This window comes from Pedobacter aquatilis (assembly GCF_032678425.1).
In the GTDB taxonomy this organism is placed as follows: domain Bacteria; phylum Bacteroidota; class Bacteroidia; order Sphingobacteriales; family Sphingobacteriaceae; genus Pedobacter; species Pedobacter aquatilis_B.
The window spans coordinates 1235441-1262434 of record NZ_JAVTSG010000001.1 but is presented as its reverse complement, the minus strand read 5'-3'; the positions used below and the strand labels follow the sequence as shown (position 1 = coordinate 1262434).

The 26994-nt window shown below is 35.9% G+C and carries 23 protein-coding genes; 12 read left to right on the top strand and 11 right to left on the bottom strand.

Going from position 1 to position 26994, the window contains the following annotated elements:
* Positions 1-48: 48 nt before the first annotated feature.
* From R2Q16_RS05365 to ybeY, 3 genes are all read left to right on the top strand, one after another.
* Positions 49-2634 (top strand): phosphoenolpyruvate carboxylase, encoded by a 2586-nt coding sequence (locus R2Q16_RS05365; RefSeq protein WP_316735602.1) that lies wholly within the window; start codon positions 49-51, stop codon positions 2632-2634.
* Positions 2635-2979: 345 nt separating this feature from the next.
* Positions 2980-6294 (top strand): DUF4175 family protein, encoded by a 3315-nt coding sequence (locus tag R2Q16_RS05360; RefSeq protein ID WP_316735601.1) that lies wholly within the window; start codon positions 2980-2982, stop codon positions 6292-6294.
* A gap of 9 nt (positions 6295-6303) precedes the next feature.
* Positions 6304-6741, top strand: coding sequence for an rRNA maturation RNase YbeY (ybeY, locus tag R2Q16_RS05355; RefSeq protein ID WP_316735600.1), 438 nt, complete (start codon positions 6304-6306; stop codon positions 6739-6741).
* A 120-nt stretch (positions 6742-6861) separates the two neighbouring features.
* Here ybeY and R2Q16_RS05350 read toward each other — a convergent pair whose 3' ends face one another.
* From R2Q16_RS05350 to R2Q16_RS05340, 3 genes are read right to left on the bottom strand one after another with little or no spacing between them, the layout of a single operon-like run.
* Positions 6862-7110 carry a DUF6952 family protein gene (locus R2Q16_RS05350; RefSeq protein WP_010599336.1) on the bottom strand — a complete coding sequence of 83 codons (249 nt, stop codon included), beginning with the start codon at positions 7108-7110 and terminating at the stop codon, positions 6862-6864.
* Positions 7110-7418, bottom strand: coding sequence for a thioredoxin family protein (locus R2Q16_RS05345; RefSeq protein WP_123207128.1), 309 nt, complete (start codon positions 7416-7418; stop codon positions 7110-7112). Before R2Q16_RS05345 ends, R2Q16_RS05350 begins: the two co-directional genes overlap by 1 nt.
* 14 nt (positions 7419-7432) lie before the next feature.
* Positions 7433-8065 carry a peroxiredoxin gene (locus tag R2Q16_RS05340; RefSeq protein ID WP_316735599.1) on the bottom strand — a complete coding sequence of 211 codons (633 nt, stop codon included), beginning with the start codon at positions 8063-8065 and terminating at the stop codon, positions 7433-7435.
* 461 nt (positions 8066-8526) lie between these two features.
* Here R2Q16_RS05340 and efp (R2Q16_RS05335) point away from each other — a divergent pair, with 461 nt between their 5' ends.
* From efp (R2Q16_RS05335) to R2Q16_RS05310, 6 genes are all read left to right on the top strand, one after another.
* Positions 8527-9087, top strand: coding sequence for an elongation factor P (gene efp, locus R2Q16_RS05335; RefSeq protein ID WP_316735598.1), 561 nt, complete (start codon positions 8527-8529; stop codon positions 9085-9087).
* Between the two features lie 111 nt (positions 9088-9198).
* Positions 9199-9759, top strand: coding sequence for an elongation factor P (efp, locus tag R2Q16_RS05330; RefSeq protein ID WP_316735597.1), 561 nt, complete (start codon positions 9199-9201; stop codon positions 9757-9759).
* A gap of 129 nt (positions 9760-9888) precedes the next feature.
* A complete protein-coding gene (locus R2Q16_RS05325) occupies positions 9889-11676 on the top strand; it encodes a hypothetical protein (RefSeq protein WP_316735596.1) in 1788 nt (595 codons plus the stop codon).
* 67 nt (positions 11677-11743) lie between these two features.
* Entirely contained in the window at positions 11744-13558 is a 1815-nt protein-coding gene (locus tag R2Q16_RS05320; RefSeq protein ID WP_316735595.1) for a hypothetical protein, read from the top strand.
* 49 nt (positions 13559-13607) lie between these two features.
* Entirely contained in the window at positions 13608-14165 is a 558-nt protein-coding gene (locus R2Q16_RS05315) for a LemA family protein (RefSeq protein ID WP_316735594.1), read from the top strand.
* A 26-nt stretch (positions 14166-14191) separates the two neighbouring features.
* Entirely contained in the window at positions 14192-15118 is a 927-nt protein-coding gene (locus tag R2Q16_RS05310; protein ID WP_316735593.1) for a DUF3137 domain-containing protein, read from the top strand.
* Here the strand turns inward: R2Q16_RS05310 and R2Q16_RS05305 are convergent.
* From R2Q16_RS05305 to gltX, 8 genes are all read right to left on the bottom strand, one after another.
* Positions 15115-15480 (bottom strand): response regulator, encoded by a 366-nt coding sequence (locus tag R2Q16_RS05305; protein WP_316735592.1) that lies wholly within the window; start codon positions 15478-15480, stop codon positions 15115-15117. The two genes, R2Q16_RS05310 and R2Q16_RS05305, sit on opposite strands and share 4 nt — an antisense overlap.
* 23 nt (positions 15481-15503) lie before the next feature.
* Positions 15504-16091: a chemotaxis protein CheB gene (locus R2Q16_RS05300; protein ID WP_316735591.1), complete on the bottom strand. Its 588-nt coding sequence runs from the start codon at positions 16089-16091 to the stop codon at positions 15504-15506.
* Complete coding sequence (locus tag R2Q16_RS05295) at positions 16076-16894, bottom strand: protein-glutamate O-methyltransferase CheR (protein WP_316735590.1); 819 nt, start codon at positions 16892-16894, stop codon at positions 16076-16078. The genes R2Q16_RS05300 and R2Q16_RS05295 overlap by 16 nt, the downstream gene beginning before the upstream one ends.
* On the bottom strand, positions 16891-17265 hold the full coding sequence (locus R2Q16_RS05290) for a response regulator (protein WP_316735589.1): 375 nt from the start codon (positions 17263-17265) through the stop codon (positions 16891-16893). The genes R2Q16_RS05295 and R2Q16_RS05290 overlap by 4 nt, the downstream gene beginning before the upstream one ends.
* Positions 17266-17278: 13 nt before the next feature.
* Entirely contained in the window at positions 17279-20866 is a 3588-nt protein-coding gene (locus R2Q16_RS05285) for a response regulator (protein WP_316735588.1), read from the bottom strand.
* A gap of 6 nt (positions 20867-20872) precedes the next feature.
* The gene (locus tag R2Q16_RS05280; protein WP_316735587.1) at positions 20873-22012 is read right to left on the bottom strand and encodes a hybrid sensor histidine kinase/response regulator; all 1140 of its coding nucleotides are present in this window, start codon (positions 22010-22012) and stop codon (positions 20873-20875) included.
* 143 nt (positions 22013-22155) lie between these two features.
* The gene (locus R2Q16_RS05275) at positions 22156-22995 is read right to left on the bottom strand and encodes a neutral zinc metallopeptidase (protein ID WP_316735586.1); all 840 of its coding nucleotides are present in this window, start codon (positions 22993-22995) and stop codon (positions 22156-22158) included.
* 136 nt (positions 22996-23131) lie between these two features.
* Positions 23132-24640 (bottom strand): glutamate--tRNA ligase, encoded by a 1509-nt coding sequence (gene gltX, locus R2Q16_RS05270; RefSeq protein ID WP_316735585.1) that lies wholly within the window; start codon positions 24638-24640, stop codon positions 23132-23134.
* A gap of 204 nt (positions 24641-24844) precedes the next feature.
* On the opposite strand from gltX, the gene R2Q16_RS05265 reads away from it, so the two are divergent.
* From R2Q16_RS05265 to R2Q16_RS05255, 3 genes are read left to right on the top strand one after another with little or no spacing between them, the layout of a single operon-like run.
* The gene (locus tag R2Q16_RS05265; protein ID WP_316735584.1) at positions 24845-26050 is read left to right on the top strand and encodes a HAMP domain-containing sensor histidine kinase; all 1206 of its coding nucleotides are present in this window, start codon (positions 24845-24847) and stop codon (positions 26048-26050) included.
* Positions 26031-26540: a DinB family protein gene (locus tag R2Q16_RS05260; RefSeq protein ID WP_316735583.1), complete on the top strand. Its 510-nt coding sequence runs from the start codon at positions 26031-26033 to the stop codon at positions 26538-26540. The genes R2Q16_RS05265 and R2Q16_RS05260 overlap by 20 nt, the downstream gene beginning before the upstream one ends.
* The gene (locus R2Q16_RS05255; protein ID WP_316735582.1) at positions 26530-26952 is read left to right on the top strand and encodes a hotdog fold thioesterase; all 423 of its coding nucleotides are present in this window, start codon (positions 26530-26532) and stop codon (positions 26950-26952) included. Before R2Q16_RS05260 ends, R2Q16_RS05255 begins: the two co-directional genes overlap by 11 nt.
* Positions 26953-26994: the final 42 nt, after the last annotated feature.

The window sequence follows — 26994 nt, the reverse complement described above, 5'->3', positions numbered from 1 at the left end:
TTACGCATTTTTTGTAGTATTACCATATACAAAACTATTGCTTAAGTTATGCCTAAACTCCGTTTAACAACACAACGCGAATCCATTTTCAATAACGAGGTAATCTCAAAATTTGAACTTTATAACAGTCTGTTTTTAACCCTTCCGTTTTACAAAATTAAAGATACAGGTACATTGTTGCCTTTATTTTTTAAAAGCTGCGAAGAAGGTATTGCTAACGGGCAAAAACCGGCTCAAATTATCGAAGAATTTTTCGCCAAGTTTACCAGCTATACAGAGCGAAAAGATATCGTTGATTTACTCTTTCGGTTCATTCAATACATAGAGCGTCAGGTTGTGCTTTTTGACGCAGTTGAGGATGCTTCATTTACAAAATTAAACACTACAGATGAGCAAAGCACGCTTGCTTTTATCTTAAAGAAAAATGCTGATAACAAACCAATGTTGGCAAAAATTGAAAAGCTGATTGATGAACTATCGCTACGACTGGTTTTAACCGCACATCCAACTCAGTTTTATCCTGGTAGTGTTTTAGCAATTATTACCGATTTAACTAAGGCAATTAGGGATAATGATATCATCTCGATGAATTCTTTATTGCAGCAATTGGGTAAAACGCCATTTTTTAATAAAACATCGCCAACACCGGTTGATGAGGCTTTAAATCTTGCCTGGTTCTTAGAAAACACTTTCTATTTTGCTGCAGCAAATATTCAGGAAGAAATAGACCAAAACCTTGATGAATATAACCTGGAAACCAAGAAAATTTTAGAACTTGGATTTTGGCCGGGAGGCGACAGAGATGGAAATCCAAACATTCACGCCGATACAACTTTAGAAGTTTCGAAGATGTTACGCCAAATTCTTTTCCGTTGTTACTATCGTGATTTTAGGGTTATTAAACGCAGAATTACCTTTAGAGGGGTAGAAGAAAATATTGCTAAGCTCCATGATGTGTTGTATCACAATGCATTTGACCAAACTTGTGAATTACACGATATTTCTGATGAGCTCAGAGATAATCTTAACAAAATTAAGGTTACACTATTAGATGAGCATGATGGCTTGTTTGTTGACTTAGTAAATGATTTGATTCGTAAAATTGATTTATACGGAAATTATTTTGCTTCGCTGGATATCCGTCAGGATAGTCGCGTACTTAGAAATGTTCATGCATATTGCCGTCAGAATAAACCGATTTCCTCTCTTTATCCTGCCGATTACGATAAGCTTTCGGAAGCCGAAAAACTTAAATTAATTTCCTTTAAAGAAGCTACGCCTGTTTACGTTAGCGAGGCTGATGCTTTGATTGATGATACCATTCAAACCATTAAGGAAATTAAGGGCATCCAAAAACGTAATGGCGAAAAGGCTTGCCACCGTTTTATCATTAGCAATTGCCAGCAAGCGAGCGATATTTTGCAGCTAATTGAACTATTTCTTTGGAATGGCTGGAGCAAGGATTCATTGACAATCGATTTTGTGCCCCTTTTCGAAACGGTGAACGACTTAAAAGGTGCCGGAGCAATTATGGATACGCTCTACAGCAATCCGTTTTACAAGGCGCACCTAGCTACTCGTGGGAACAAACAAGATATTATGCTTGGTTATTCTGATAGTACAAAAGATGGCGGTTATTTAATGGCGAACTGGTCTATTTTTAATGGCAAAACCTCACTTTCTGAAATTTCTAAAAAACACAATATTCAACTTGCATTCTTTGATGGTCGTGGCGGTCCACCGGCTCGTGGCGGAGGTAAAACACATCGTTTTTACGCATCAATGGGTAAAGAAATTGCAAATAAAAACATTCAGTTAACTGTTCAAGGCCAAACCATTAGTTCGCAATATGGCTCTGTAGAAAGTGCAGAATTTAATATCGAACAATTAATTAATGCGGGTATTTCATCCGGTTTAAAAGAGAAACACAACGTGCTTTTAGATCCTGAAAATAAAGCTTTGCTTGATGAAATGGCTGAAGATGGCTATAAAGCTTTTGTTGATTTACGTGAACATCCGCTTTTCGTGAGTTATCTGGAAAAACTTTCTCCGCTAAAGTTATTGTCGCAGGCAAATATCAGCAGTCGCCCGGTTAAAAGAAACGGTGGCGGAGAAATGAAACTGGAAGATTTACGAGCCATTAGCTTTGTTACCGCATGGAGTATGTTGAAGCAGAATGTGCCTGGTTTTTATGGAATGGGAACAGCCATAAAAAATCAAGAAAAAGCTGGCAATTGGGAAAAGGTTGTTAAAGTTTACGAAGATTCTAATTACCTAAAAACAATCGTTGATAATTGTATGATGAGTATGAGTAAATCAGATTTTGTAATTACGGCTCATTTGGCTAACGATAAAGAATTTGGTGCTTTTTGGACTCAATTACACAACGAATTTGAATTAACGAAGACAATGCTTCTAAAACTATCAGGACAGGAGGTTTTAATGTCGAATTATCCGGTTGATAAAAAATCTATCGCTACGCGTGAGAAAATTATATTGCCACTTGTTTTGATTCAGCATTTTGCTTTGGAAAAGCTACAGCACGACCAAAATGAGAAAGACCAAACAGCGCTAGAAAAATTAGCGGTTAGAACAGTTTTCGGAATTGTAAATGCAGGTAGAAATTTGGCATAAGGGTTTGTTGCAGATTTGCAGATTATTTTATAGTTATTGATTCCAAGGTCTGTGTTCGCACAGACCTTTTTTTGGTTAATGAACTTACTTTTTGCCATTTAATAGATATTAGGAATTTTAGCTGAACGCTAGAAATACAAGCCGTAGTTAAATAAACCCGATTGCAGCGAAAACCAAAAGTTTTTTTGCTTTTGTTGTAGCGAAAAGCGGGGCTGGAGTTGCCATGAAACACCGAAGCCATCATTTTCAAATAAAATTAAACGGGGCATAAAAAATTTATAATAATGACGTTACCATAATTGATTAACTACAATTGATTGGAATTATCTTTACATTTACGTTGATATGGTGAGCAATAATTATAATGAGCTAATCAGAAAAATAGATGAATTTATCCGCAAGTTTTATTTGAATAAGATTTTGCGGGGAAGCATTTATAGTGCAGCGATTTTACTTGCGCTGTATCTGCTCATTTTTTTGAGTCTGTATTACCTTAATCCGGGGGCTGTATTTAAAACTTTTATCTTTTTTTCGTTTTTAATAGTTGCTGCGGGTGTTATCGGTTTGTTAATTATTAAACCACTGCTTTCGATGCTTAAGCTAGGTAAACACCTTTCTTTTGATGAAGCTTCGGTAATTATTGGTAACCATTTTAGCGATATCAAAGATAAACTTTTGAACACACTTCAGTTGCAGCGTTTATCTGAAAATTTACCCGAAAACCAACTGATTTTAGCGAGTATAGCTCAGAAAATTTTTGATTTAAAACCGGTTCCTTTTAATACCGCAGTTCGGATTAACGACAATAGGAAGTACCTGAAATATCTTTTTATTCCCTTATCGATAATTTTGATAATTGCAGTTTTAGCACCCACAATCTTAAAAGAAGGCACAAATAGTTTCTTTAAATACGATGAATACATTGCGCCAAAAGCGCCATTCGATTTCTCTGTTTTAAATAAAAATTTAAGGGTTACACAGGGTGATGATTTAACCATTAACCTAAAATTAAAAGGTAACGAATTGCCTGCTGAGGTTTATGTAGAAGATGGGAAGAATACTTACAAACTGACTAAAGAAAACATTAGTCGATTTAATTATAGCATTAAAAATATTCAAGGCGATAAAATACTTGTTTTTAAGGGCGGCGGATTTAGTTCGTCTGAATTTGTGGTAACGGTAAAACCTCGCCCAGAATTGTTAAATGCTACAGCGATTTTAAATTTTCCGGCTTATTTGAAGAAAAAAGCAGAAACGATAAGTAATGTTGGCGATATCCTTTTACCGGAGGGAACAAAAGTGGTTTGGAATTTCAAAACCGGACAAAGTAATTCGATCTTATTTACATTGAATAATAATCCACATTTAATTAAGGTAGTTGAAAATAACACTTCTTTTATTGCAACCATTAAAACAAATGCGAAGTATAGCATTACGCCGCAGAATGATTTTGTTAAGGTTAAAGATTCGCTTTCACACCAAATTAATGTAATTAAAGATCAGGCGCCCAGTATTTCTGTTGAGGAAAGAAAGGATTCTGTAAGTAGCAAAGTCCTGTACTTCAGCGGACAAATTTCTGATGATTATGGTTTTAGTCGACTTAGTTTTAAATACAATATTAAGGAGGGCAATAAAATTATCAAAACGTTTTCTAAAAACATCAGCATAAAAAATGATGTTACCGAAAATAGATTTTTCTATTTCTGGGATTTGAAAAATGTAATGGCCAAGCCCGGACAAGAAATTGAATATTATTTTGAGGTTGCAGATAACGATGGCGTAAACGGCGCAAAGATTTCTCGTTCGGAAATAAAGACTTTTAAACAGCCCACAAAACACGAAACCGCTGAGCAGATTAGTGCGAATAATCAGGCATTAAAGCAGAAAATGCAATCGGCAATTAGGTTGGCTGGTACAATTGAGAAGGAAAGCAAAAAAGTTGCTCAAACTTTAATTGATAAAAAACAGATCTCATTTGAAGATAAAAAGCAGATTGAACAATTATTGGATAAACAAAAACAACTCGAAGAGGCAGTTAAAGAAATTAAGGATTTAAACCAGAAAAATAATCAGCAACAACAAGAAAACCAGGCAGAAAATAAAGATTTGCAAGAAAAACAAAAGCAGATAAAAGATTTGTTTGATAACGTCCTTGATGAAAAAACCAAAGAACTTTTGCAAAAGCTACAAAATTTAATGAATGAGCGTAATAAAGATCAAACGCAAAATGAGTTATCTAAAATGCAGCTTGATAATAAAACGCTGAAAAATGAGCTTGATAGAATTTTGGAGCTTTATAAACAGCTGGAGTTTGAACAGCATTTGCAGAACGATATTGATAGATTAAATGACTTGGCTAAGCAACAAAAAGAACTTGCGACGCAAACCGCTGATAAAAAGCAAGACAATGAATCTTTAAAGCAAAAGCAAGAGGGCTTGAATAAGGAGATGAAAGACATTAAGGATGACTTAAAAAAGCTTGAGGAAAAAAATCAGTCGCTCGAACGTCCAAATCCTTTCGAAAATCCAGAAAAAGATATACAGGAAATCCAGAAACAACAGCAAGACGGGAAAGATGCCTTAGACAAAAAGGATAGTAAATCTGCTAGTCAAAAACAGCAAAAAGCAGCTGAGGAGATGGAGAAACTGGCTCAAAAAATGAGCGAAATGCAACAACAGGGCGAGGAGATGGAAAATAATCTCAATGCAAAAGAGTTGCGCAGATTGCTGGAGAACTTGCTGAATACTTCTTTTGACCAGGAAAAGGTTATGCTGGCTTTGAAAAAAATGAATGCTTCAGATCCATCTTACACCAGCAATGTTCAGAAACAGCGTAATATTAAAGATAACCTTAAAACGATTTCGGATAGTTTGTACAGCTTAAGTAAAAGGGTTCCGCAAATAGAATCGACTGTTAACGAGGAAATGAATAAAATCAATTTCAACCTTGATAAAAGTTTAGACAATCTAGGCGACCGCAGAACGGCAGAAGCAAACAGATATCAACAGTTTACCATGACTTCAATTAATAACCTTTCGCTGATGTTGAGCGAGGCTTTAAACCAGTTGCAGAATATGCAAAAAAACTCGAAAGGCGGAAAGGGAAAACAGAAACAAGGCATGAAGCAGCTATCGCAGATGCAAGATCAGCTTAATAAAAGCATGCAAAAAGCCAGAGAGCAAATGCAAAAATCAGGTGGCAATCAAGGAACGGTTGGAAAAGGGGAAATGAGTCAGGAGTTTGGCAAAATGGCCCAACAGCAGCAGATGATTAGACAAGCACTTGAAAAAATTAATCGAGAAGAAAATAAAGATGGAAAAGGTAAGCTTGGCAATTTAAATGAGGCGATTAAAGAAATGAAGGAAACTGAAAGCGATTTGGTGAATAAAAAACTTCAGCAAGAAACCATGAACCGCCAAAAGGAGCTTTTAACCAAAATGCTTGATGCAGAAAAGGCAGAAAAAGATCAGGAAGAGGATGATAAACGAGAAAGCAAAGCCGCAAAAGAATTTCCGCCATCGTACAAAAAAATGCTTGATGATTACAAAAAGCAATTGCAAAATGGTGATGATGTTTTGCAAAAGCTCCCACCATCTTTAAATTATTATTATAAAAACAAGATTACCGAGTATTTGAAATCGTTAAATTTGCAGCAATAATTCCTTTTTATGCCAGCAATTAATTTTTTTACCGAATCAATAAAATACAGCTTACCGCAAAAACTGAAAGTTAAAAAGTGGATAAAATCTACAATTGAAAAAGAAGGTTTTAAACTCCAGGAGCTGAATTTTATTTTCTGTAGCGACGAATATTTATTAGGCATTAATCAACAATACCTAAATCACGATACATATACCGATATCATTACTTTCGATAATTCTGAGGTAGAAAAAGAAATCGTAAGCGACATTTTTATAAGTATAGAGCGTGTTAAGGAGAATGCCAAAACTTTTAAAACAAATGATTTTGATGAGGTTTGCCGCATTATCATACATGGAACTTTGCATTTGCTAGGTTACAAGGATAAAGGGAAAGCAGCCAAAACATTAATGACTCAGAAAGAGGATGAATATTTGAGTTATAGAAGTGAAGTTGGATTTTTGTAATAGTTAATTAGCGCTAGAAAGATTTCTTCGTGCCTTGCAATGACGAGATGTATATTAAAACAAAAAAACCTTTGCGTTTCCACAAAGGTTTTTTTGTTTAAAGAGTCTGATTAAAGAAAATTATCTATCAATCGAACCCATAACTTTTTGGCCGAAAGCATTAAGCGCATCTTTTTCAGCAGCGCCTTCGCTTACCATTTGGTGTACTTCAAGCGCACCGCAAATATTGGTAATCATTTCGCCAGCAACATCAACTTCGTGTTCGCTAACCCCTCTAAACTCGCAGAAAGCCTCTAAAACTTCTAAAGTTGTTTCCAACTGAGCAGGAGTGGTGTTTTGAAATAATTGTCTAATAACCGGAATCTTCATTATTTTATCTTATTAAATAATTCAATTAAACCTTCTGCTTTGTTGGTTTGCACTTGGTCTACCAAAGCTCCGCCTTCAAAAGCTGCAAAAGTTGGTAAATTATCAACGTTTGCAAATTTGCGTGAGTTCGGAAGTTTTTCGGCATCAACAATTAAGAAAGCTACATCTTCATTTTCAGCCGCTAATTTTTTAAACTTTGGTTTCATGATTCGGCAGTTACCACACCAAGATGCAGCATACTGAACCATAACTTTCGAGTTATCAGCTAAATACTGTTGAAGGTTATCTTCTGTTAATTCTAAAAACATAACGTTTTATTTAATTAGTTAGCAGCTAAATATTCGGCAACGCCAGTTCTGTTTGCGTTCATTGCTTCTTTTCCTTCTTCCCAGTTTGCAGGACAAACTTCACCGTGTTTTTGAACGTGTGCGTAAGCATCAATTAAGCGTAAATATTCTTTTACGTTTCTACCTAATGGCATATCGTTAACACTTTCGTGGAAAACTTTACCAGTTTCGTCAATTAAATAAGTAGCTCTGAAAGAAACATTTGAACCTGAGAAAGATTCATTTCCTTCTTCGTCATAATTAACTTCTTGGTCTAAAATATCTAAAATGCCAGATAATTGTCTGTGCGTATCTGCTAAAATTGGATAAGTAACACCTTCTATACCACCATTATCTTTTGGAGTATTTAACCAAGCGAAGTGAACTTCGTTAGTATCGCAAGATGCACCAATTACAATTGTATTTCTTTTTTCAAACTCAGGTAAAGCCGCTTGAAAAGCGTGTAATTCTGTAGGGCAAACAAAAGTAAAATCTTTTGGATACCAGAATAAAATAACTTTTTTGTTTTTACTAGCTGCTTCTTCAAATACGTTGATTTTCAAGTCATCACCCATGTCTGACATTGCATCAATACTAACACTCGGGAATTTTTTACCTACTATTGCCATAATTTTTTGTCTTTAATTTTGTGCCACAAAGGTACGGCGAAATCACTTCTCAATCAACCCAGATTTACTAATTATTCATTGTATTTATTGATGATGATATAGGCAAAAACTATATATATTATAGAATGTATAAGATTTCGCTATTAATTATTTGAAAACGTACGGTTGATGCTTTTCGTAGCTCGCAGTCCCGCCATTCGTTGCAATCTTTTAATAAATTGCTGTCATGCTCACAATTCCGTCATTGCGAGGAGGAACGACGTGGCAATCTTCTTCATCAGCCATATTAAAAGTATTTCCACTTCTGTCGGGTTTATTTAACAAAAACCTGTAATTCTTAGTTTAATTTCAAACGCCATGAATCATAATAAATTAACCAAATCGATTAGTATTTGTTTATTTCAAATCAAAAATCCTTTTTTTAACTTTGATGTTCGATTAACAGAACATAATTTCAAATAATGGCAAAAGCATCAGAAGTAAAAAGCGGAAATGTATTACGCTTTAATGGAGAGTTGGTAAGCGTAGAAGAATATATTCACCGTACGCCGGGTAATTTAAGAGCATTTTATCAATCTAGAATGCGTAATGTAAAAACCGGAAAAATTGTCGAATATCGTTTCCGTACGGATGAAGAAGTTACCATTTGCCGCGTAGAAACTAATGATTATCAATACCTTTATGAAGATGGTGATTATTTGGTGGTGATGGACAACAACACTTTTGAGCAATACAACATTCCAAAATTGCTTTTTGGCAATGCGATTAAGTTTTTAAAAGAAGGTATGAATGTTACTGTTGCGTTCGAAAGTGAAGAACCAATTGTTGCGCAATTACCAAATAGTGTAGAGCTTGAAATTACATATACTGAGCCAGCTGTGAAAGGCGATACTTCAACAAGTGCTCAAAAATATGCAACCGTAGAAACCGGAGCCGAAATCAGAGTGCCATTATTTATTAATCAAGGTGATAAAGTTAAGGTTGATACAAAAACCGGCGACTACATGGAACGCGTAAAATAGGTTTTGCACTAAACCTTCTGCCTTAAACCTTTATAGGTTTTTGCCAAAATAATTTTACCTTTGGCGACACAAAAATTTAAAATATAAAATCCAAATCGGATAAAACATAATATGGCAAAAGCATCAGAAATTAAAACAGGTAATATTCTTCGTGTAAACAACGAATTGGTTACCGTTGATGAGTGGAATCACCGTACACCAGGTAAAGGCGGCGCTTTTTATACTGGCAAGTTTCGTAACATTAAATCAGGCAGAATTGTAGAAGCTCGTATGAATACCGACGAAGCTGTTGAAATTTGCCGTGTTGAAACGAACGATTATCAATATCTATATGAAGATGGCGATTATTTGGTGGTAATGGATAACAATAGTTACGAGCAATATAACGTAGAGAAATCGTTATTCGGTTCGGCGATTAAATTTTTGAAAGAAGGCATGAGCGTTATCGTTTCTATGGAAAGCGATGAAGCAATTATGGGCCAGTTACCAAACTTTGCTGAATTTGAAATTACCTATTCAGAACCGGCAGTAAAAGGCGATACTTCTACAAACGCTTTAAAAGCGGCAACTTTGGAAAACGGAGTTGAAGTAAAAGTACCAATGTTTGTTAACCAAGGCGATAAAATTAAAGTTGATACGCGTACAGGCGAATATGTTGAGCGTGTAAAATAATAGCTAAAAATTATCACAAAAAGCTCTTGAATTAATTTTCAAGGGCTTTTTGTGTTTTATGAATGGTATAACGTTAATGGAAAAACCTTTTTGCGCTTAATCTGTTAAGTAGCGATAAACCATTATCAAATGACAGCTCGAAATAAAAATAAAATTGGGATTTGGATTGCCGGAATTTTTGGCGGATTAATTTTGATTTTAGCTTTCGCCGCAATGTTTATCAGCGCCCGCTGGAAACCAATTTTAACAGAAAAAATTAAGGAGGGCGTTTATAATGGTTCGCATCATCTATATAAAATTGATTTTAAAAGCATTAATTTAAACGTAATAACGGGTAGTTTGGCGCTTCGCGATGTAACCTTAACGCCAGATACATTGGTTTTTGATAGTTTAAAAACACTCAAACTTGCACCTGCGCACACCTTTGAATTAAAATTGAAGAAATTACAAATCACAAGGGTGAGTTTGTTAACGGCCTATTTTAAAAAACGTGTAGATGTAAATGAAATATTGCTGGATAAACCATCTATCAATATGATTTTTAATATAGTGCCTAAAAAACCAGATACCACAAAAGTTGAAAAAACACTTTATGAGCAAATCTCAAAATCTCTGAAATCTATTCGGGTTCATTCTGTAAAAATTGTCGATGCTGATTTTGATTATATTAATAAAAGCGGAGCAAAGAAAACCAAAAATTCCATTAAACATTTGGATATAAATGTGAAAGATTTTCTTTTAGATTCTTTATCTGGAGGCGATACTTCAAGGTTTTATTATACTAAGGATATTTCGTTCAGGCTGGCGGGTTATAAATCAATTACAAAAGATAAAATGTATTCGATGAAAGTGGATACGATTTTGGGTTCTGCTGCATCAAAACAGCTTACGGTGAAAGGTTTTAAACTTACACCACTTTATCCGGAGTTAGCTTTTGCCCGAAAGTACAAAGTTCAAAAAGATAGATACGATTTATCTTTCGAGAAAATTGAGTTTAACGGCGTTGATTTTATTGGCTTAAATACGGATCAAAAGCTTCAGGCTAAGTCTTTAATAATCGGCCCCGGAAACGTTGAAGTTTTTATGAGTAGGGAATCGCCACCGCCACCAGGATTTGATAAGGGTAGAAACTTTCCGCACATGGCTTTAAAAAGATTGAATATTCCAACAATTATCGATACGGTTAGCCTAAAAAATGTTAATCTAAAATATGCTGAATATAATCCGGTTAGTAAAAAAACCGGGGCTGTTGAGTTTAAATCGCTTAGCGGAAACATTTTAAATGTAACTAATGACAGTTTGAGACTGGTTAAAAACAATCATGCCCTTGCCAATTTTAAGTCACTTTTAATGGGTAGCGGAAAACTTAACGTTAAGATAGATTTCAATCTTACTGATAAAAATGGTGCTTTCAGTTACAGCGGAAGTTTAGGGAAATTCGATTTCAGAAACCTTAATTCCTTATCAAAAAATCTTGGTTTAATCGAAATTGAAAGTGGAAATGTACAGCAAGTTAGCTTTAAAGCGAATGGAAATTTAAGGTCAGCATTTGGTTCGATGAGTATGCTTTATAATAATTTGAAAGTGAAATTATTATCTGATAATATAGATGGCGAAGGCACAAAAGAAAAAGGTTTATTGTCATTTTTAGCAAATACGATTTTAGTTAAAGATGAAAACCCGAAGAAAGGCGAAGCACCAAGAACGGCAACAATGACCAACTCCAGAATAAATTCGGCTTCGTTTTTTAACCTAATGTGGAAAACCGTTTTCGTTGGCATTAAAGATATTGTTGGTGTAGGAATTGTTCCAGAAAAAAATCCTGTTAAGCAACAAAAGGTAATCGCAAAAAAAATAAGAGAACAAAAAAGGGCTGATAGAAAAGAAGCGAGGAAGGCGAAAAGAGAACAAAATTAGCAAATGCTTTTAAGCAATATGTTTAAAGTGTATATTGCTGTAGAAACCTGTCAGCCTTATTTTTTAAATGCCAACAATAAACAAAAAACGTTTTATAGTTTTTAAATGGATTGGAATAAGTTTTCTTATTCTGTTTGCGTTAATGGCTGGTATTGCCTGGTTTTTAAACGTAAAATCTCGTCCGCTGTTAACAGAACAGATAAAAACATTACTGTACAAATCTACGGATAGCTTATATACAATCAGCTTTAGCAAGGTGAGTACAAACATTTTTACAGGAAGCGCCACTTTGCAAAATGTAAAAATTTCTGCGGATACTAACCGATACAATCAACTGGTTGCATTAAAAAGAGCACCAAATAACTTATATACCGTTTCGTTAAAAAAACTGGTTGTCAAACATTTTCATCCAATAACGCTTTACCAAGAAAAAAAGCTGCAAATAGATGAAGTTTTGTTTGATAATCCAGAGGTTTACATGGTTAACAGGCAATTGGATTTCAATGAAAACCGTCCGGCCCGACCGATAAAATCGCCTTACACTTTTATCTCGAACAGCTTAAAAGAGTTCAGCATAAAAAAAATCCTTTTTAGGGATGCAAGTTTCAATTACGTAAACAAAAATGTTAATCAGTTTGATGTTTTTTCTATTGATGATTTTAACATCACCTTAGTTGATTTATTAGTTGATTCTACTTCTTTTGAAGATTCTTCCAGGATTTATCTGCTTAAGGACGTATTGCTAAACTTAAAAAACTATGATTATGCTACGCCGGATAGTTTGTACCACATCAAATTAAACCAACTAGATTTTAAGGCTTCAACCGGGCGTTTAAGCATCAATAATTTCGCTTTTGAGCCTCGTTATGATGAAATGAAATTTGGCAAAGTTGCTGGTTATTCGAAAGACAGGTTTAACATCTTGATGAATGACATCAATTTAAATGGTATTAATTTGCCGCTTTACATCAGCAAGCAAGAATTAAGGGCGAAAGAAATGGCGATTGCAAACGGCTACATTACGGTTTTTAACGACAACAGTTTGCCAGGGCAGGAAAAAGAAAGTAAGATTGGTAAATACCCACATCAGTTATTGCAAAATGTTCCGGCGCCTATTTTAATTGATAAAATTCTACTAAAAGATATTGATGTGAGCTACGCGGTTTACAACGAAGAAAGTGAGCAAAGAGGCCGAATTTCTTTTGAACACACATCTGGTGAAATTAATAACGTAACCAATATCGGAAATGTAAAAACTAAAAAACCTATTATGCAGGCAAATTTAAGCACCTATTTGCTTGGTCAGGGTAAGTTAGATTTAGATTTCAAATTCGATTTAGCATCCCGAACGGGAGATTTTTCTTACAGTGGCGTTTTGCAAAACTTTAACGCTAGGGTTTTAAATCAAATTACAAAGCCCTTGGGTTTGGTCCGTATTAATCGTGGCAATGTTAATCGCCTTCGATTTAATTTTAAAGCTGATGATTTCGGTTCGAAGGGAAATGTAGATTTTTCTTACTTCGATTTATCTGTTGCACTGATGAAAAACGATCCGGAAAAAGACCATCTTGTAACGCGAGGTTTATTGTCGATTTTGGCAAATGCGCTAATCATCAACTCCGAAAATCCTGGAAAGGATGGAAAATTTATTTCTGCAACGGTAGATTATCAGCGACCGCAAAACACCTCTTTTTTTAATCTGATTTGGAAAAGCCTTTTTTTAGGAATTAAACATAGTGTTGGTTTAACAGAGGAAAAGCAAAAGGAAATGAAAGCGCATATCGACAAATTTAAGGCGATGAAGGCAAGTCATGAATTGCGCAAGCAAAAGCGCTTAGAACGAAGAAGATTAAGAGAAAAGCAACTTAAAAATAATCGTTAATAGATAAAACCTTTTTATATTTATATCACATAAACAAAAATATAAACCTATGATTATTGCCCTCGTTATTATTGCTGCTATTTTCCTTTTCGGAATTTTCTTTTACAATTCATTAATTGGTAAAAAAAATCAGGTTATCAATGCTTTTTCGGCTATTGACGTAATGTTAAAAAAGCGCTTCGATTTAATTCCGAATCTCGTAGAAACTGTAAAACAATACACAAATTACGAACAATCTACTTTAACAAAAATTGTAGAGCTGCGTGCTAAAGCAACATCGAGATCTGTTAGTGATGCAGAGAAAGCGCAGATAGATGCGCAATTAAGTTCTAGTGTAAAAGGCTTGATGATTAATGTAGAAAACTACCCTGATTTAAAAGCCAATCAAAATTTCATCAATTTACAAACCACATGGACGGAAAGTGAGGAACAAATTGCTGCGGCCAGGAGAACATATAATTCTGCTGTTACCGATTACAATAATGCAATTATGATGTTTCCCGGAAATATGTTTGCAGGCATGTTGAATTTCCACCCAACTCCGGTTTTGGCTACTGCAGAAGAAGAACGTAAAAATATCAGCGCAAAAGAATTGTTTAATAATTAATGGTTGATGTTGCAAATAACGCAGCATTGCAAAATATACTTGCTGCTTTAGAAGTTAATCGCCAAAAGATAGCATCGACCCAAAAAAAAGGTTACACTTTTGTGGGGATTGCAATTGTTGCAACTATTGCTGGTTTCTATTTTGGCTTAGGCGGTTTTGCGCTTCTCGTTGGTTTAATTCCTGCAGTTTATGGCGGCATATTATTGTATAAAATTTCTGATGAACTCAGCGCTTACAAACATGCTTTTAAAATTGAAGTTATTGGCACTGTACTGAAATTTATAAATGATAGCTTGCAGATTCAGCCAAGTTTGGGTATTTCTTCTGGCGAATTTGAGCAGACACAACTTTTTACGCAAGAGCCAGACCGCTACCATACCGAAGATTTAATAAGTGGCAAAGCCGATAAAACCAGTTTTTATTTTGCTGAAGTACATGCCGAATATAAAACAGAAGTGCAAACAAAAAACGGGACAAGAACCGAGTGGCATGATATATTTAAAGGGATTGTTTTCGTGGCAGATTTTAACAAAAATTTCAAAGCCGTAACTATTGTTAGGCCCAAAGATTTACTTGGAAAAATGGGTGCATGGTTTTCTAAAAACGTTTTTTCCTTTGGCGAAAATACCATTGTTGAGTTAGAAAATAGTGTTTTCAATCAAACATTTACAACCAGAGGTACAGATCAGGTTGAGGCTCGCTATATTTTAACACCTGCGATGATGGAGCGAATTTTAGAATTGAACAGCAATTCGAAAAATACCATCTCCTTATCATTTATTAATAATAGAATGAATATCGCTTTCCCTTTGGATAGAAATTATTTTGAAGCACCGGTTTTTAAAACTTTGCTAAATCCCGAACTGCTAAATCAGGATGTAGCTGCAATAAAGTTTATGTACGAAATTGTAAAGGAACTTGATTTGAATACCAGAATCTGGGGTAAAATTTAACTCAGATGCTTTTTTACAATTGCTTCAAGCGATGAAATATCAAAGGGCTTTGATAAATAACTGTCGGCACCAGCTTGTTTGGCAAGTGAGGAAATATCGTTATTTGCAGAAAAATATATTACCGGAATGTGCTTCAATTCTGGATGGTTTTTAATAGCCTTTGTCGCTTCTACGCCGCCTAATTCTGGCAACCAATTATCCATAAAAATTAAATCTGGCATGTAATCCGAAACCTGTTTTTCAATTTCATCTGCACTTTCCGAGGTTTTTATTTCATAACCGGCATCTTCAAGAATGAAAGTACATAAATCCAGAATATCCCTGTTGTCATCAAACACAAATACTTTTTTAATATCGGCCATAATCTTTACTGAAATAATGGGTTTTAATCTTCTTTTTTATTTAATGAATTTATAAAATCAGCCATTTCATAACTGTGTAAAATCATAGATGGCTTTACATCATTTACGGCCTGTTGTGGCATATATGGCATAATTGCTGTGTTTGGATTTTGTATAACGACCAAACCGCCAAAATTGTTTACAATTTTCAGGCCATTAACGCCATCGGCATTAGAGCCAGATAGCAAAACGCAAACTAAATCCTGCTTAAAAACTTCGGCTGCAGATTGAAAAGTAACGTCAATAGATGGACGAGAGTAATTAATCTTTTCCGAATAATCTAAAGAAAAGGTTTTGTTTTGCTCGATAAGTAAATGATAATCGGCAGGCGCTATGTACACATTTCCTGGTGCCATTTCCTGCTTCTCATCAATCTCATGAACCTTTAAAGCCGTTCTGCTCTGCAATAAATCGGTAAGTAAAGAATCGCTGCCAGATTTGCGGTGGGTAACCAAAATAATCGGAAAATCAAGATGAGCATCAAGAGCAGGAAAAATTTCGAGCAAAACATCTAAACTACCAGCAGAACCACCGATAACCAGCGCATTACAATTGTTTACAATTTGCGCCATATTTTCTCTAATTTAATTCTTTTATATCCTTTAGCATTTGGCCAAAAATCTAAACTTTCTTTACTTCCTAATGCTAAATAACCCAATTTCTCTAAGCTGCTATCAAAAAGCTGAAAAACTTTATGTTGCAAATCCTTATCAAAATAGATTAAAACATTGCGGCACAATATTAGTTGAAATTCATTGAAGGAGCGGTCGGAAACTAAATTATGCGTTGAAAAAATCATTTTTGAACTCAAATTTTCGTCGAACTTTGCCAATGTATAATTTGCTGTGTAATAGGATGAAAAGTCTTTTGTTCCACCAGATTGAAGATAATTTTCCGAATAACTTTTTAGATAGTTAATGGGAAACATGCCTTTTTTTGCCTTTTCTAAAACTGATGGATTAATATCGGTTGCGTAGATAAGGCTTTTATTAAGGAGATTTAATTCTTTTAGTATAATTGCTAAAGAATAAGCTTCTTCACCAGTAGAACAACCTGCAACCCAAATTCGTATGAAAGGATAAGTGCCCAAAGCTGGTAAAACATCATTTCTAAGTGCTCTGTAAAACGATGGGTCGCGGAACATTTCTGTAACGTTAACCGTAATTTCTTCTAAAAAGCGTTTAAAGTATTTCTTATCGCTTTTTACAGTATATCTAAACTCAGCGAAGCTAACGAATTTATCCAGCCCGTAAAGACGCGAAATTCTTCGTTTTATTGATGCATGAGAGTATTCAAGAAAATCATAACCATAGACTTCAAAAACATCATTAAGCAACAATTCTACTTGTTCATTATCTATTGTATCACCAATCACTTATTTGTAACCTCTTCTATTTGTAACATTAATTCATCTACGTTTATGGGTTTTGAAACATAGCCTGAAGCACCTGCACTAAGGCAGCGTTCTTTATCACCCACCATTGCTTGCGCCGTAACTGCTAAAACCGGAATGTTTCTCATTTTTTCAGATTTTTTCATTGCGGCCATTGCCTGATATCCATCCATGTCGGGCATCATCATATCCATAAGCACAACTGAAACATTTCCGCTATTTTCTATAATCGTAAATCCTTCTTTTGCGCTTGATGCAGATAAACAGCCAAAACCTTTCGATTTCAGAACAGCTTTTAGTGCAAAAATGTTTCGGTTATCATCATCAATAATGAGAATTAATTTTTGAGGCATAAGGTAAATAATATTAAGATTTGTGATGATTTTCGTATAACCAAACTCGCAATAGACTAATTAGCTGATCCATATCAACAGGTTTGCTGATATAATCTGATGCACCTGCGGCAATACATTTTTCTCTATCGCCCATCATAGCTTTTGCCGTAACAGCCAGTATTGGCAAATTGCGGTGTTTTAGATTTTGCCTGATGGCTGTTGTGGTTTCATAACCATCCAACTCAGGCATCATCATATCCATCAATACAACATCAACAGTTGGGTTTTCATCCAGTAATTTCAGCGCTTCCTTTCCATCGGTTGCAGCAATTACTTTCATGTTATGCTGCTCAAGCATTTTCGTAAGTGAAAAGATATTTCGAACATCATCATCAGCAACTAAAACCGTTTTACCTTGCAAAACATCTTGCAGTTCTGTAAATCTCGATGGTTTTTTAACGTTGTCTTTATTTTTTTCTTCCACGAGGTGTAAGAATAAGCCAGCTTCATCCAATATTCTCTGGTAAGAATGTGCCGTTTTTACAACGATAGAATCGGCGTATTGCTTGATTCTGTTTTCTTCTCCTTTGGATAGATTTTTACCAGTGAAAATAATAATTGGCAAATTCTCTAATCCCGGTGTTTTCTTAACAACTTCGAGAGTTTCGTAAGCGTTTTTATCAGGAATGCCCATATCTAAAATTACACAGTTAACATCCGGCTTGTGCAATGCAGAAACGCCTTCGTTAACTTGATTTACAATTTCAGTTTGGATGTTAAAATTACTCAAGAAATAACTTAATGCCTTTGCGTGCTGCTCGTTTTCTTCTACAATTAAAACCTTTTTAGGGTGGCGACTTAAAGCATGCTCCAACTTTTGGAATATCTCTTGCATGTGCTCAAATGCGAAAGGTTTATTAATAAAATCAACAGCCCCTTTAAGCAAGCTTTCTTTCTTAACCTGCAATGAAGACATAATGTGAACCGGAATCGGACGAGTTTCAGGATCTGATTTAAGTTCCTCCATCACTTGCCACCCATCTTTTATCGGCAGCTGAATGTCTAATAAAATCGCAAGCGGTTTAAAGGCTTTTGCCATTTCGATACCAACATCGCCGCGTACGGCAACTAAACCTTTGTAATTTCTTTTTCTGGTGAAATCTAAGAGTGTTTTAGCAAACGGAGTATCATCCTCAATAATTAAAATTACTTTATCATCAGGCTGAATACTATCTCTGTCATCATCAACATCTTGCGGAATATTTGCAACGGTAAGATTGCTAACTTTTAGAACAGGAATTTCTGGAACGACAGCAATTGCCTTATCTGCCAATTCTTTTGGCATTTCTAAACCCTTGTTTTTATCAATCGGCAGAATTAAAGTGAAGACACTGCCTTCTCCCTCCGCACTTTTAAGTTCGATGTGTCCTCCAAGTAGTTTAGAAAGCTCTCTGCTAATTGATAAACCTAAACCTGTTCCGCCAAATTTACGTCTGGTAGAGCCATCAGCTTGCTGAAAAGCTTCAAATACCATTGCTTGCTTATCTGGAGAAATGCCGACACCGGTATCAGTTACTTTAAAGTTAATTGCATTTAACTTTTCATTTTTACTGATGTTTAAGCGAACAGAGCCCTGCGCAGTGAATTTTATGGCATTTGACAACAAGTTTTTCAGAATTTGCTCCAACCTCATTTTATCAGTATGGAAAAACTCAGGAACTGTTTTGGTTTTATCGATAATCAGCGTCAAGCTTTTTTCTTTAGCCAAAGGATTAAAAAGCGAAGTGAGGTTAGAAACAATACTATCAACACTAACATTACTTCTGTCGAGTTCCATTTTGCCAGCCTCAATTTTAGATAAATCGAGAATCTCATCAATTAAACTTAACAAACCTTGTCCGGAGCTTTGAATAACTTCTGCATATTCCTGATGCTCTCTATCCATAGCTTCGTTTTCGGCCATCAAACGCGAAAGCAATAGAATTGAATTTAACGGTGTGCGCAACTCGTGCGACATGTTTGCAAGAAATTCTGATTTATACCGCGTACTTAATTCTAACGCTTCGGCTTTATGTTGAATTTCTACATTTCGCTCTTCAATAAGTTCATTTTTCTCTTCGAGCAAACTACTTCTTTCTTCCAGCTCCTGGTTGCTTTGTAGCAATTCTTCTTGTTGAACACGCAATTCTTCTTCTGATGCCTGAAGTTTCTGTGCCTGAGCCTCAAGCTCAGCATTCATACCCTCCAATTCTTCATGCTGAACCTGCAATTCTTCCGACTGAGCCTGCGTTTCCTCTAAAAGATGTTGCAATTTCATTCGGTTTTGTGCAGCAAGCAAGGCTGAGCCAACATCAGATAAAACAAGATTAAGGAAGTGTTTTTCCAGTTCGCCAAACGCAGAAATTGAACCCAATTCCAAACCGCCAATTGTAATTCCGTTTCTGATAATCGGCAATATCAATAATTGCGCAGGAATTATTTTTCCTGATGAAAAAATAATCGTCAATTCATTATCCGGAACTTCATTCAGTAAAATAGCTTTTCCTGATTTTACCGCCTGACCAACCAGTCCTTGCCCAATTTCTAAAGCTTCAGGTAACTGATCTTTTCTTAACGAATAAATCCCCTTTAAGTGCAAATATCCATCATCTTTAAATAAATAAAGCGCACCAATTTGGCTGTTTGTATAAGTTGCCAAAAACTCAATAATATCATCAGCTAAATGGAATACGTCTTTTTCGCCAACCATTTTAACATTCAAATTGGCAACGCCAGTTTGGAGCCACTCATTCTCAGCGAGTGTATCAAAAGATTTTTTGAGCGAGAAAGACATCGTGTTTAGCGATTCTGCTAATTCACCAATATCATCTTTTGTCTGGCCTTCCATTTTAACGCCATAATTACCGTCAGAAATCTGGTGTGCAATTTCCTTGATGGCCGTAATGCGTTTTTCCATTTCACGCTTTTTATCCTCAATTTCTTGCTGAAGCTTAACGCGTTCATCAAAATCAACAGAAACTTTTCGATAAAAGAATAACGTAATTAAAATGGCAAGCAAAGCCGCCACAATAATAAGAATTGGGGTATAAGAAGTAAGCTTATTTAATTCAGCAGCTCTGTAATCGAGTAAGCGCTTCTCTTCTTTTACTATTTTCGAAACAGTTGCTCTAGAACTGTCCATATAAACTTTTCCCTGAAATAAAACAGTTGGATCTACTGCGCCGCCGATGGTTTTAATCTCTACCGTAGATTTAATAATGCCCATCCGTTTGCGTAAAATCTCCCTTAATGCAGCTACATTTTTTTGTTGTATAGGATTATCTTTTGTCGCAATTTCAACACGATTTAAAATAGCTGCCGCGGTATCACTCGCACCATAATATGGCTGTAGGAAAACTTTGTTCCCGGTTAATAAAAATCCCCTTTGCCCGGTTTCAGCGTCCTTTAATGATGATATAATTCGTTCGGCATCAAGAATTACTTCATCGCTATGCTTTACAAGTTCGGTACTTTTAATAAGGTTGCTGATACTGATGTAAGAAGCAAGAGAACTTATAAAAAGAATAATTAACGACAGCCCAAGGCCTAGGCGCAAATTATTTTTAAGGGTTGTTTTCATTTATAATTATTGTTCGGGATTATCTGTTGAGTTGTCGATTTGCTTAATCGGGATGATGAAGTAAAACTCCGAGCCTTCACCTTCGGCGCTTTTTACGCCAATTGTGCCACCGTGGCGTTTAATAATTTCTGAGCAGATGTACAAACCTATGCCCAAGCCATTGAAACGATTGCTGTTTTCTTCTACACGATAAAATTTATCGAAAATTTTGCCTTGCTGCTCTGCCGGGATTCCGATACCAAAATCTTTAACGGCGAGATACAATTTCTCATCCAGAATGTTAATGGTGATGTTAATTTGGTTTGTGCCAGGCGAGTATTTTATAGCATTAGTAATGAAGTTGATAACCACTTGCTCAATCCGCATTTCATCTGCAAAAATCATCTCGTTGGTTTGCCCAATTTTGTTGATTTTAAAATCCGGATTGGATTGCTGCAACATCTCAATGGCATTGTTTAACATGTTATCTGCACAAAAATATTGCATGTTAAATTTCAGCTTACCGCTTTCAATTTTAGAAATATCAAGCAAATCAACAATTAAATCATTCAGTTTTTCGAGTTGGATGCTTGCCTTTTCCAAATGGTTTTGAGCCATTGTTTTGTCGTCTCTATTCAAACTTCGTTGAAGCAATTGAATATAACCTTTAACACTTGTTAATGGCGTTTTTAATTCATGGCTTGCAATGCTGATAAACTCATCTTTTTTATGCTCAGCCTGCTTACGGAATTCAATTTCTTCCAGTAACTTCTCCTGAATTTCGAATAGTTTACGGTTTTGCTCGTAAATACGGTAAAAGGTTTTTATTTTAAGCAGCAGAACATTAATATCAACAGGTTTAGTAATATAGTCTAAACCACCACTTAAATAACCTTTTGTAATAAATTTAAGTTCGGTATTAACTGCCGATAGAAATATAATCGCAGTGTCTTTTGCCCCACTAAAACCCGAAATGGCTTCCGCAACTTCAAAGCCGTCCATATCGGGCATTTGAACATCAAGAATAATTAAAACGTAGTTATTCTTTAAAACTTTTTTTAGTGCTTCTTCTCCCGAAGATGCGGTTTCAACCTCGAAATTATGAGCTTGAAGCACTTTTTGTAAAGAAATTAGGTTTTCAGGCCTGTCATCAACAATAAGGATCATCTTTTAAAATTCATTAAGCAAGCCTGAGTACTTTGTTTGGTTGGCGCATAAAATTGCTCTTAACTGTAAACAAACAATCCTGGTTTAAAAAAGTTTTAAAATAATTTTTATTTAAGGATGTTTTGCGGGATGATTACAATTACTTATAATTCTCGGCTATTGAAAGTATCGCCTTGACTGATATCGCCAGTTTCAAAACCTTTTTTAAACCAAAACATACGTTGTTGCGAAGTTCCGTGAGTAAAAGAGTCTGGCGTAACCTCTCCGGTTGCTTGTTTTTGTAATTTATCATCGCCAATGGCATTGGCTGCGGTTAAAGCTTCTTCAATATCACCTGGATCTAGCCTAAAATCTTTTAGGTTTTGGGCTTGATGCGCCCACAAGCCAGCAAAAAAATCAGCTTGTAATTCTAGCTTAACAGATAATTTATTGTATTCGGTTTCACTTAATCTGCCTCTGGCTTGTTGTAATTTGTCAGAAATACCTAAAAGATTTTGAACGTGGTGACCAACTTCGTGAGCAATTACATAAGCTTGGGCAAAATCTCCGGCGGCGCCAAACCGGGTTTTCAATTCATCATAAAATGATAAATCGATGTAAACTTTGTGGTCGCCAGGGCAATAAAAAGGACCAACTGCAGAACTTGCTCCACCGCAAGCCGTTTGAATTTGGCCTTCGAATATATTCAATACTGGTTTCTCGTAAGTTTTGCCCATGTTTTGGAATTCTTTATCCCAAACTTGCTCGGTTGATTCTAAAACACCTGAAATAAATTGTGCCTGAGCATCATTTGCCGGAACACCCTTCTTGGCTTGTGTGCTCTCAGTTTGCGGCAACTGACTAACCAAACCTGTTAAATCTTTGCCAAAAATTAAACCTAAAACAACAATGATAATGCCTACGCCACCACCTAAAACGGTTCTTCTGCCGCCACTGCCTCTGCTATCTTCTACATTGTTGCTGCCTTTACCAAACCACTGCATATGTATATATTTTTATAATGAAACTTAATTGTAAAACCAATACTAAAGTAAAGATTTTAAGCTAGATTATTCTTCACAAGAATCTTAAAAATAAAAGCCCGATTTAAATTCGGGCTTTTAAATATTTCTATTTTAATTAGCTGTTAAACTCGGTAATGGCTTTTGCGATTCTGGCTTTAGTTTCTTCAACCCCAAGTAAAATTGCAATGTCAAAAACGCCGGGACCAAACTTTCCACCAACTAACATTATTCTGAAGGGCAACATCAATTCGCCTGGTTTAAATCCTTTTTCTTCTGCCAATGCTTTAAAAGCCGCTTCGGCAGAAATAGCATCTTTTAATTCTAAACTTTCTGCAAAAGCATTAAAAAATGCAGCTTTTTCTGGTGTCCATTTTGGTTTAACCGATGCAACATCGTATTCTTTTGGTGCTGTAAAGAAATATCCACTTTGTGCAGCAAAATCTGGCAATAGCGTACATCTATCTTTTATTAAATTGATTACAGTGCTCAAAAAGGCATCATCATTAACTGCTATTCCTGCTTTTTGCAATTCCGCTTTAACAGGCAACTGTAAACTGGCAACCGGAAACTGCTTAATCCACTCGTGGTTATACCATTTGGCTTTTTCGAAATCGAATTTTGCACCGGCTTTACTTATGCGTTCCACATCAAATTTTTGTTCTAGCTCTGCAAGCGAGAAAAGCTCTTGCTCGGTTCCATCATTCCAGCCTAAAAGTGCAAGCATGTTTACAAAAGCTTCTGGCAAGAAGCCCATCTCTTTAAATCCTTTGGTTACATCGCCAGTTTTTGGGTCTGCCCAATTCATAGCATAAACCGGAAAACCTAAACGGTCTCCATCGCGTTTACTCAGTTTTCCATGTCCATCGGGTTTTAAGATAAGTGGTAAATGCGCCCATTGTGGCATTTCACTTTCCCATCCTAAATATTTCCAAAGTAAAATGTGGATTGGCGCAGATGGCAACCATTCTTCGCCACGAAAAGCATGACTGATTTCCATCGCTTTATCATCAACTACAACAGCTAAATGATAAGTTGGCATTCCATCTGCCTTTAACAAAACTTTATCATCAACAATTGTTGTATCAAAACTTACATCACCACGAATTAAGTCGTTGAAATATACATTTTCATTTTCAGGTACTTTAATACGAATTACATGAGGCGTTTTGGCTGCAAGTAATTCTTCAACCTCGCTAATGGTTAGTGTTAGCGAGTTACGCATTTGCATACGTGTTGCTTGTCCGTACTGGAAATTTGGAATTTCTTTACGTTTAGCATCTAAATCTTCAGGCGTATCAAAAGCATAGTATGCATAACCGTCACTAATTAATTGCTCAGCAAATTTTCTATAGCTTGGTTTGCGCTCACTTTGGCGGTAAGGGCCGTAGTTTCCCGGCTTCGCCGGACTTTCATCCGGAGTAATACCACACCAATCTAGGCAGTTTACAATATATTCTTCCGCACCTTCAACAAAGCGATTTTGGTCGGTGTCTTCTACACGTAAAACGAAAGTTCCGTTGTGTTTTTTAGCAAATAAATAATTAAATAGCGCTGTACGAACGCCGCCTAAATGCAAGCCTCCGGTTGGGCTTGGCGCAAATCTTACTCTAACTTTTTTTTCCATGATGGGGTGTTTGAGCGTTTAGCGATTGGCGTTTAGCGTTTCGAACGCCTAACGCCCTGCGCCTAACGCAAGACGTCGCAAAGATATGTTTTTCATCTGTTTTAAATTGATTTCTTGCCGCATATCATTGTATTCTCGTTTTAGAAAAAGCATAATCGTTTTATGTTTTTTTCGTTTTGTTATTGTAATTTGCCTACCCAAAGCATGAATCCATACGAAAAGAAGCGCCGCTGGAAGTTTTTCCTACTCATATTTGCCATTTTAATTGGCATTGCCTCAGTGTTTTATACCGATTCTTTCGTAAAAAAGATGGAGCGTGAAGAAGCCAACCAATTTCAATTATGGGTTAGAGTTCAAGAGCGTTCAATGCTTTTAATGGACAACGATGTGTTAGTTGGGCTTGTAGAAACCGTTCGGCAGAATACTAAAATGCCAGTTATTTTAACCAATAAAGATGGATTAATTATTTCGGCTACAGGTTTGGATAGTACAAAAACCATGTACCCGGATAATGTTAAGTTGGTTTACGATAGTTTATATTTTGCGAAACAGTTGCAAACCATGAGAATGCAACATAAACCCGCTACCTTGAATATTTTTGGCGACGAATTTAAGGCTTATTACAGAGATTCGTTCATTTTAACCCAGTTGCGCTATTTCCCATACATACAAATGGCGGTTATCTTTCTGTTTCTTTTAACGGCTTATGCGGCATTTAGTTCGGCCAGAAGAGATGAGCAAGATCATGTTTGGGTTGGTTTGGCTAAAGAAACGGCACATCAGCTTGGCACACCAATCTCGTCATTAATGGCTTGGGTAGAATTGATGAAATCGAAGTTTGATGCAGAAGATGATCCTTTAATCGCCGAGATGGAAAACGATATTAAACGATTGGAAATTATCACCGATCGTTTCTCTAAAATTGGTTCAAAACCGATTCTTGAAGACCATGTTGTGTACGTTGTTATCAACAACTTTATCGACTACTTTAAAATCAGAACATCTGATAAGGTAAAATTCACCATTGTTGGAGATGAACAAGTTAGAGCCATGTTAAACATTCCGTTGTTTGATTGGGTAATTGAAAATCTTTTAAAAAATGCTGCAAATGCCATAGAAAATGAAGGGTCTATTTCAGTGAACATCATTGAAAATTTGGCAAAAGAACAGGTTTTTATTGATGTAACCGATTCGGGTAAAGGGATTCCACGTTCTAAATTTGATGCAGTTTTTCAACCTGGTTATACCACCAGGAAAAGAGGTTGGGGATTGGGTTTATCGTTAACAAAGCGAATTGTTGAGAATTACCATAGCGGTGAAATTTTTGTTAAAGATTCTGAACTAGGAAAAGGAACAACTTTTAGAATTATATTAAAAAGCAGTTTAAGATATGAACCGACCACTGCCTAACGAATACCCAGCTTGGGGCGAAACCTACATCAGTAAGGTTGATAAGGATATCTTCGAAACCTTAGAAGAGCAGATTTTTAGTATTCCGGCTTTATTCGAATCCAATAAAGAAAAAGAAAATTACGCCTACGCCGAAGGCAAATGGACGCTAAAGGAAATGCTTGGGCATATTATTGATACCGAACGCGTTTTCGCTTTCCGAATTACTTGTTTTGCAAGAAACGAAAAGCAGCATTTACCAGGTTTTAATGAAGATGATTACGTTGCGAACGCTCGTTTCAGCGAACGTAATTACGAAGACATGATTGAAGAATTCGCTGCGCTAAGAAAGGCAAATCTTTACCTTTTTAGAAGTTTAAATGATGAGGAGTTAAACCGTGTTGGTGTGGCTTCGGGGAGAGAAATAAATGTCAAATCAATTTTATTTATTACTGCAGGGCATGTTAATCATCATGTAAGCATATTAAAAGAGCGTTATCATGTGGTTTAAAAACTTTAGTATCGATGATTTAAATGGCCGTCCGAAAAATCATATTGGCGGTTTATTGGATATAAAATTTACAGAAATAGGTGAAGATTTTATTGTGGGAACAATGCCGGTTGATGAACGGACACATCAACCCGCAGGCATTTTGCACGGCGGTGCATCAGTAGTTTTAGCCGAAACACTTGGTAGCATTGCATCTTACATGTGTATCGATCCCGAAAAATATATGGCGGTAGGGTTGGAGATAAACGCAAACCACCTTCGTCCGGTTAAAAGTGGTTTAGTAAAAGGCATTTGTACGGTTATTCACCGTGGTGCAAAAACCCACATTTGGGATATAAAAATTTATGATGAACGTGGGAAAATGAATTGCATAAGCCGGTTAACGGTTGCGATAATTAATAAACCCCAATAAAAAAGCCTGCTTTGCATTTGCAAAGCAGGCTTTAAATTTTCA

What these genes read in the sequence shown, in the direction of transcription:
- R2Q16_RS05290 (WP_316735589.1), bottom strand. Translation starts at nt 17,265, where the DNA reads ATGCCTCAAAAATTAATTCTCATTATTGATGATGATAACCGAAACATT.
- R2Q16_RS05260 (WP_316735583.1), top strand. Translation starts at nt 26,031, where the DNA reads ATGAACCGACCACTGCCTAACGAATACCCAGCTTGGGGCGAAACCTAC.
- R2Q16_RS05300 (WP_316735591.1), bottom strand. Translation starts at nt 16,091, where the DNA reads ATGGCGCAAATTGTAAACAATTGTAATGCGCTGGTTATCGGTGGTTCT.
- gltX (WP_316735585.1), bottom strand. Translation starts at nt 24,640, where the DNA reads ATGGAAAAAAAAGTTAGAGTAAGATTTGCGCCAAGCCCAACCGGAGGC.
- R2Q16_RS05265 (WP_316735584.1), top strand. Translation starts at nt 24,845, where the DNA reads ATGAATCCATACGAAAAGAAGCGCCGCTGGAAGTTTTTCCTACTCATA.
- R2Q16_RS05315 (WP_316735594.1), top strand. Translation starts at nt 13,608, where the DNA reads ATGATTATTGCCCTCGTTATTATTGCTGCTATTTTCCTTTTCGGAATT.
- R2Q16_RS05280 (WP_316735587.1), bottom strand. Translation starts at nt 22,012, where the DNA reads ATGATCCTTATTGTTGATGACAGGCCTGAAAACCTAATTTCTTTACAA.
- R2Q16_RS05365 (WP_316735602.1), top strand. Translation starts at nt 49, where the DNA reads ATGCCTAAACTCCGTTTAACAACACAACGCGAATCCATTTTCAATAAC.
- R2Q16_RS05325 (WP_316735596.1), top strand. Translation starts at nt 9,889, where the DNA reads ATGACAGCTCGAAATAAAAATAAAATTGGGATTTGGATTGCCGGAATT.
- R2Q16_RS05285 (WP_316735588.1), bottom strand. Translation starts at nt 20,866, where the DNA reads ATGAAAACAACCCTTAAAAATAATTTGCGCCTAGGCCTTGGGCTGTCG.
- efp (WP_316735597.1), top strand. Translation starts at nt 9,199, where the DNA reads ATGGCAAAAGCATCAGAAATTAAAACAGGTAATATTCTTCGTGTAAAC.
- R2Q16_RS05360 (WP_316735601.1), top strand. Translation starts at nt 2,980, where the DNA reads ATGGTGAGCAATAATTATAATGAGCTAATCAGAAAAATAGATGAATTT.
- R2Q16_RS05345 (WP_123207128.1), bottom strand. Translation starts at nt 7,418, where the DNA reads ATGTTTTTAGAATTAACAGAAGATAACCTTCAACAGTATTTAGCTGAT.
- R2Q16_RS05320 (WP_316735595.1), top strand. Translation starts at nt 11,744, where the DNA reads ATGCCAACAATAAACAAAAAACGTTTTATAGTTTTTAAATGGATTGGA.
- R2Q16_RS05305 (WP_316735592.1), bottom strand. Translation starts at nt 15,480, where the DNA reads ATGGCCGATATTAAAAAAGTATTTGTGTTTGATGACAACAGGGATATT.
- R2Q16_RS05350 (WP_010599336.1), bottom strand. Translation starts at nt 7,110, where the DNA reads ATGAAGATTCCGGTTATTAGACAATTATTTCAAAACACCACTCCTGCT.
- R2Q16_RS05340 (WP_316735599.1), bottom strand. Translation starts at nt 8,065, where the DNA reads ATGGCAATAGTAGGTAAAAAATTCCCGAGTGTTAGTATTGATGCAATG.
- R2Q16_RS05255 (WP_316735582.1), top strand. Translation starts at nt 26,530, where the DNA reads ATGTGGTTTAAAAACTTTAGTATCGATGATTTAAATGGCCGTCCGAAA.
- efp (WP_316735598.1), top strand. Translation starts at nt 8,527, where the DNA reads ATGGCAAAAGCATCAGAAGTAAAAAGCGGAAATGTATTACGCTTTAAT.
- R2Q16_RS05275 (WP_316735586.1), bottom strand. Translation starts at nt 22,995, where the DNA reads ATGCAGTGGTTTGGTAAAGGCAGCAACAATGTAGAAGATAGCAGAGGC.
- ybeY (WP_316735600.1), top strand. Translation starts at nt 6,304, where the DNA reads ATGCCAGCAATTAATTTTTTTACCGAATCAATAAAATACAGCTTACCG.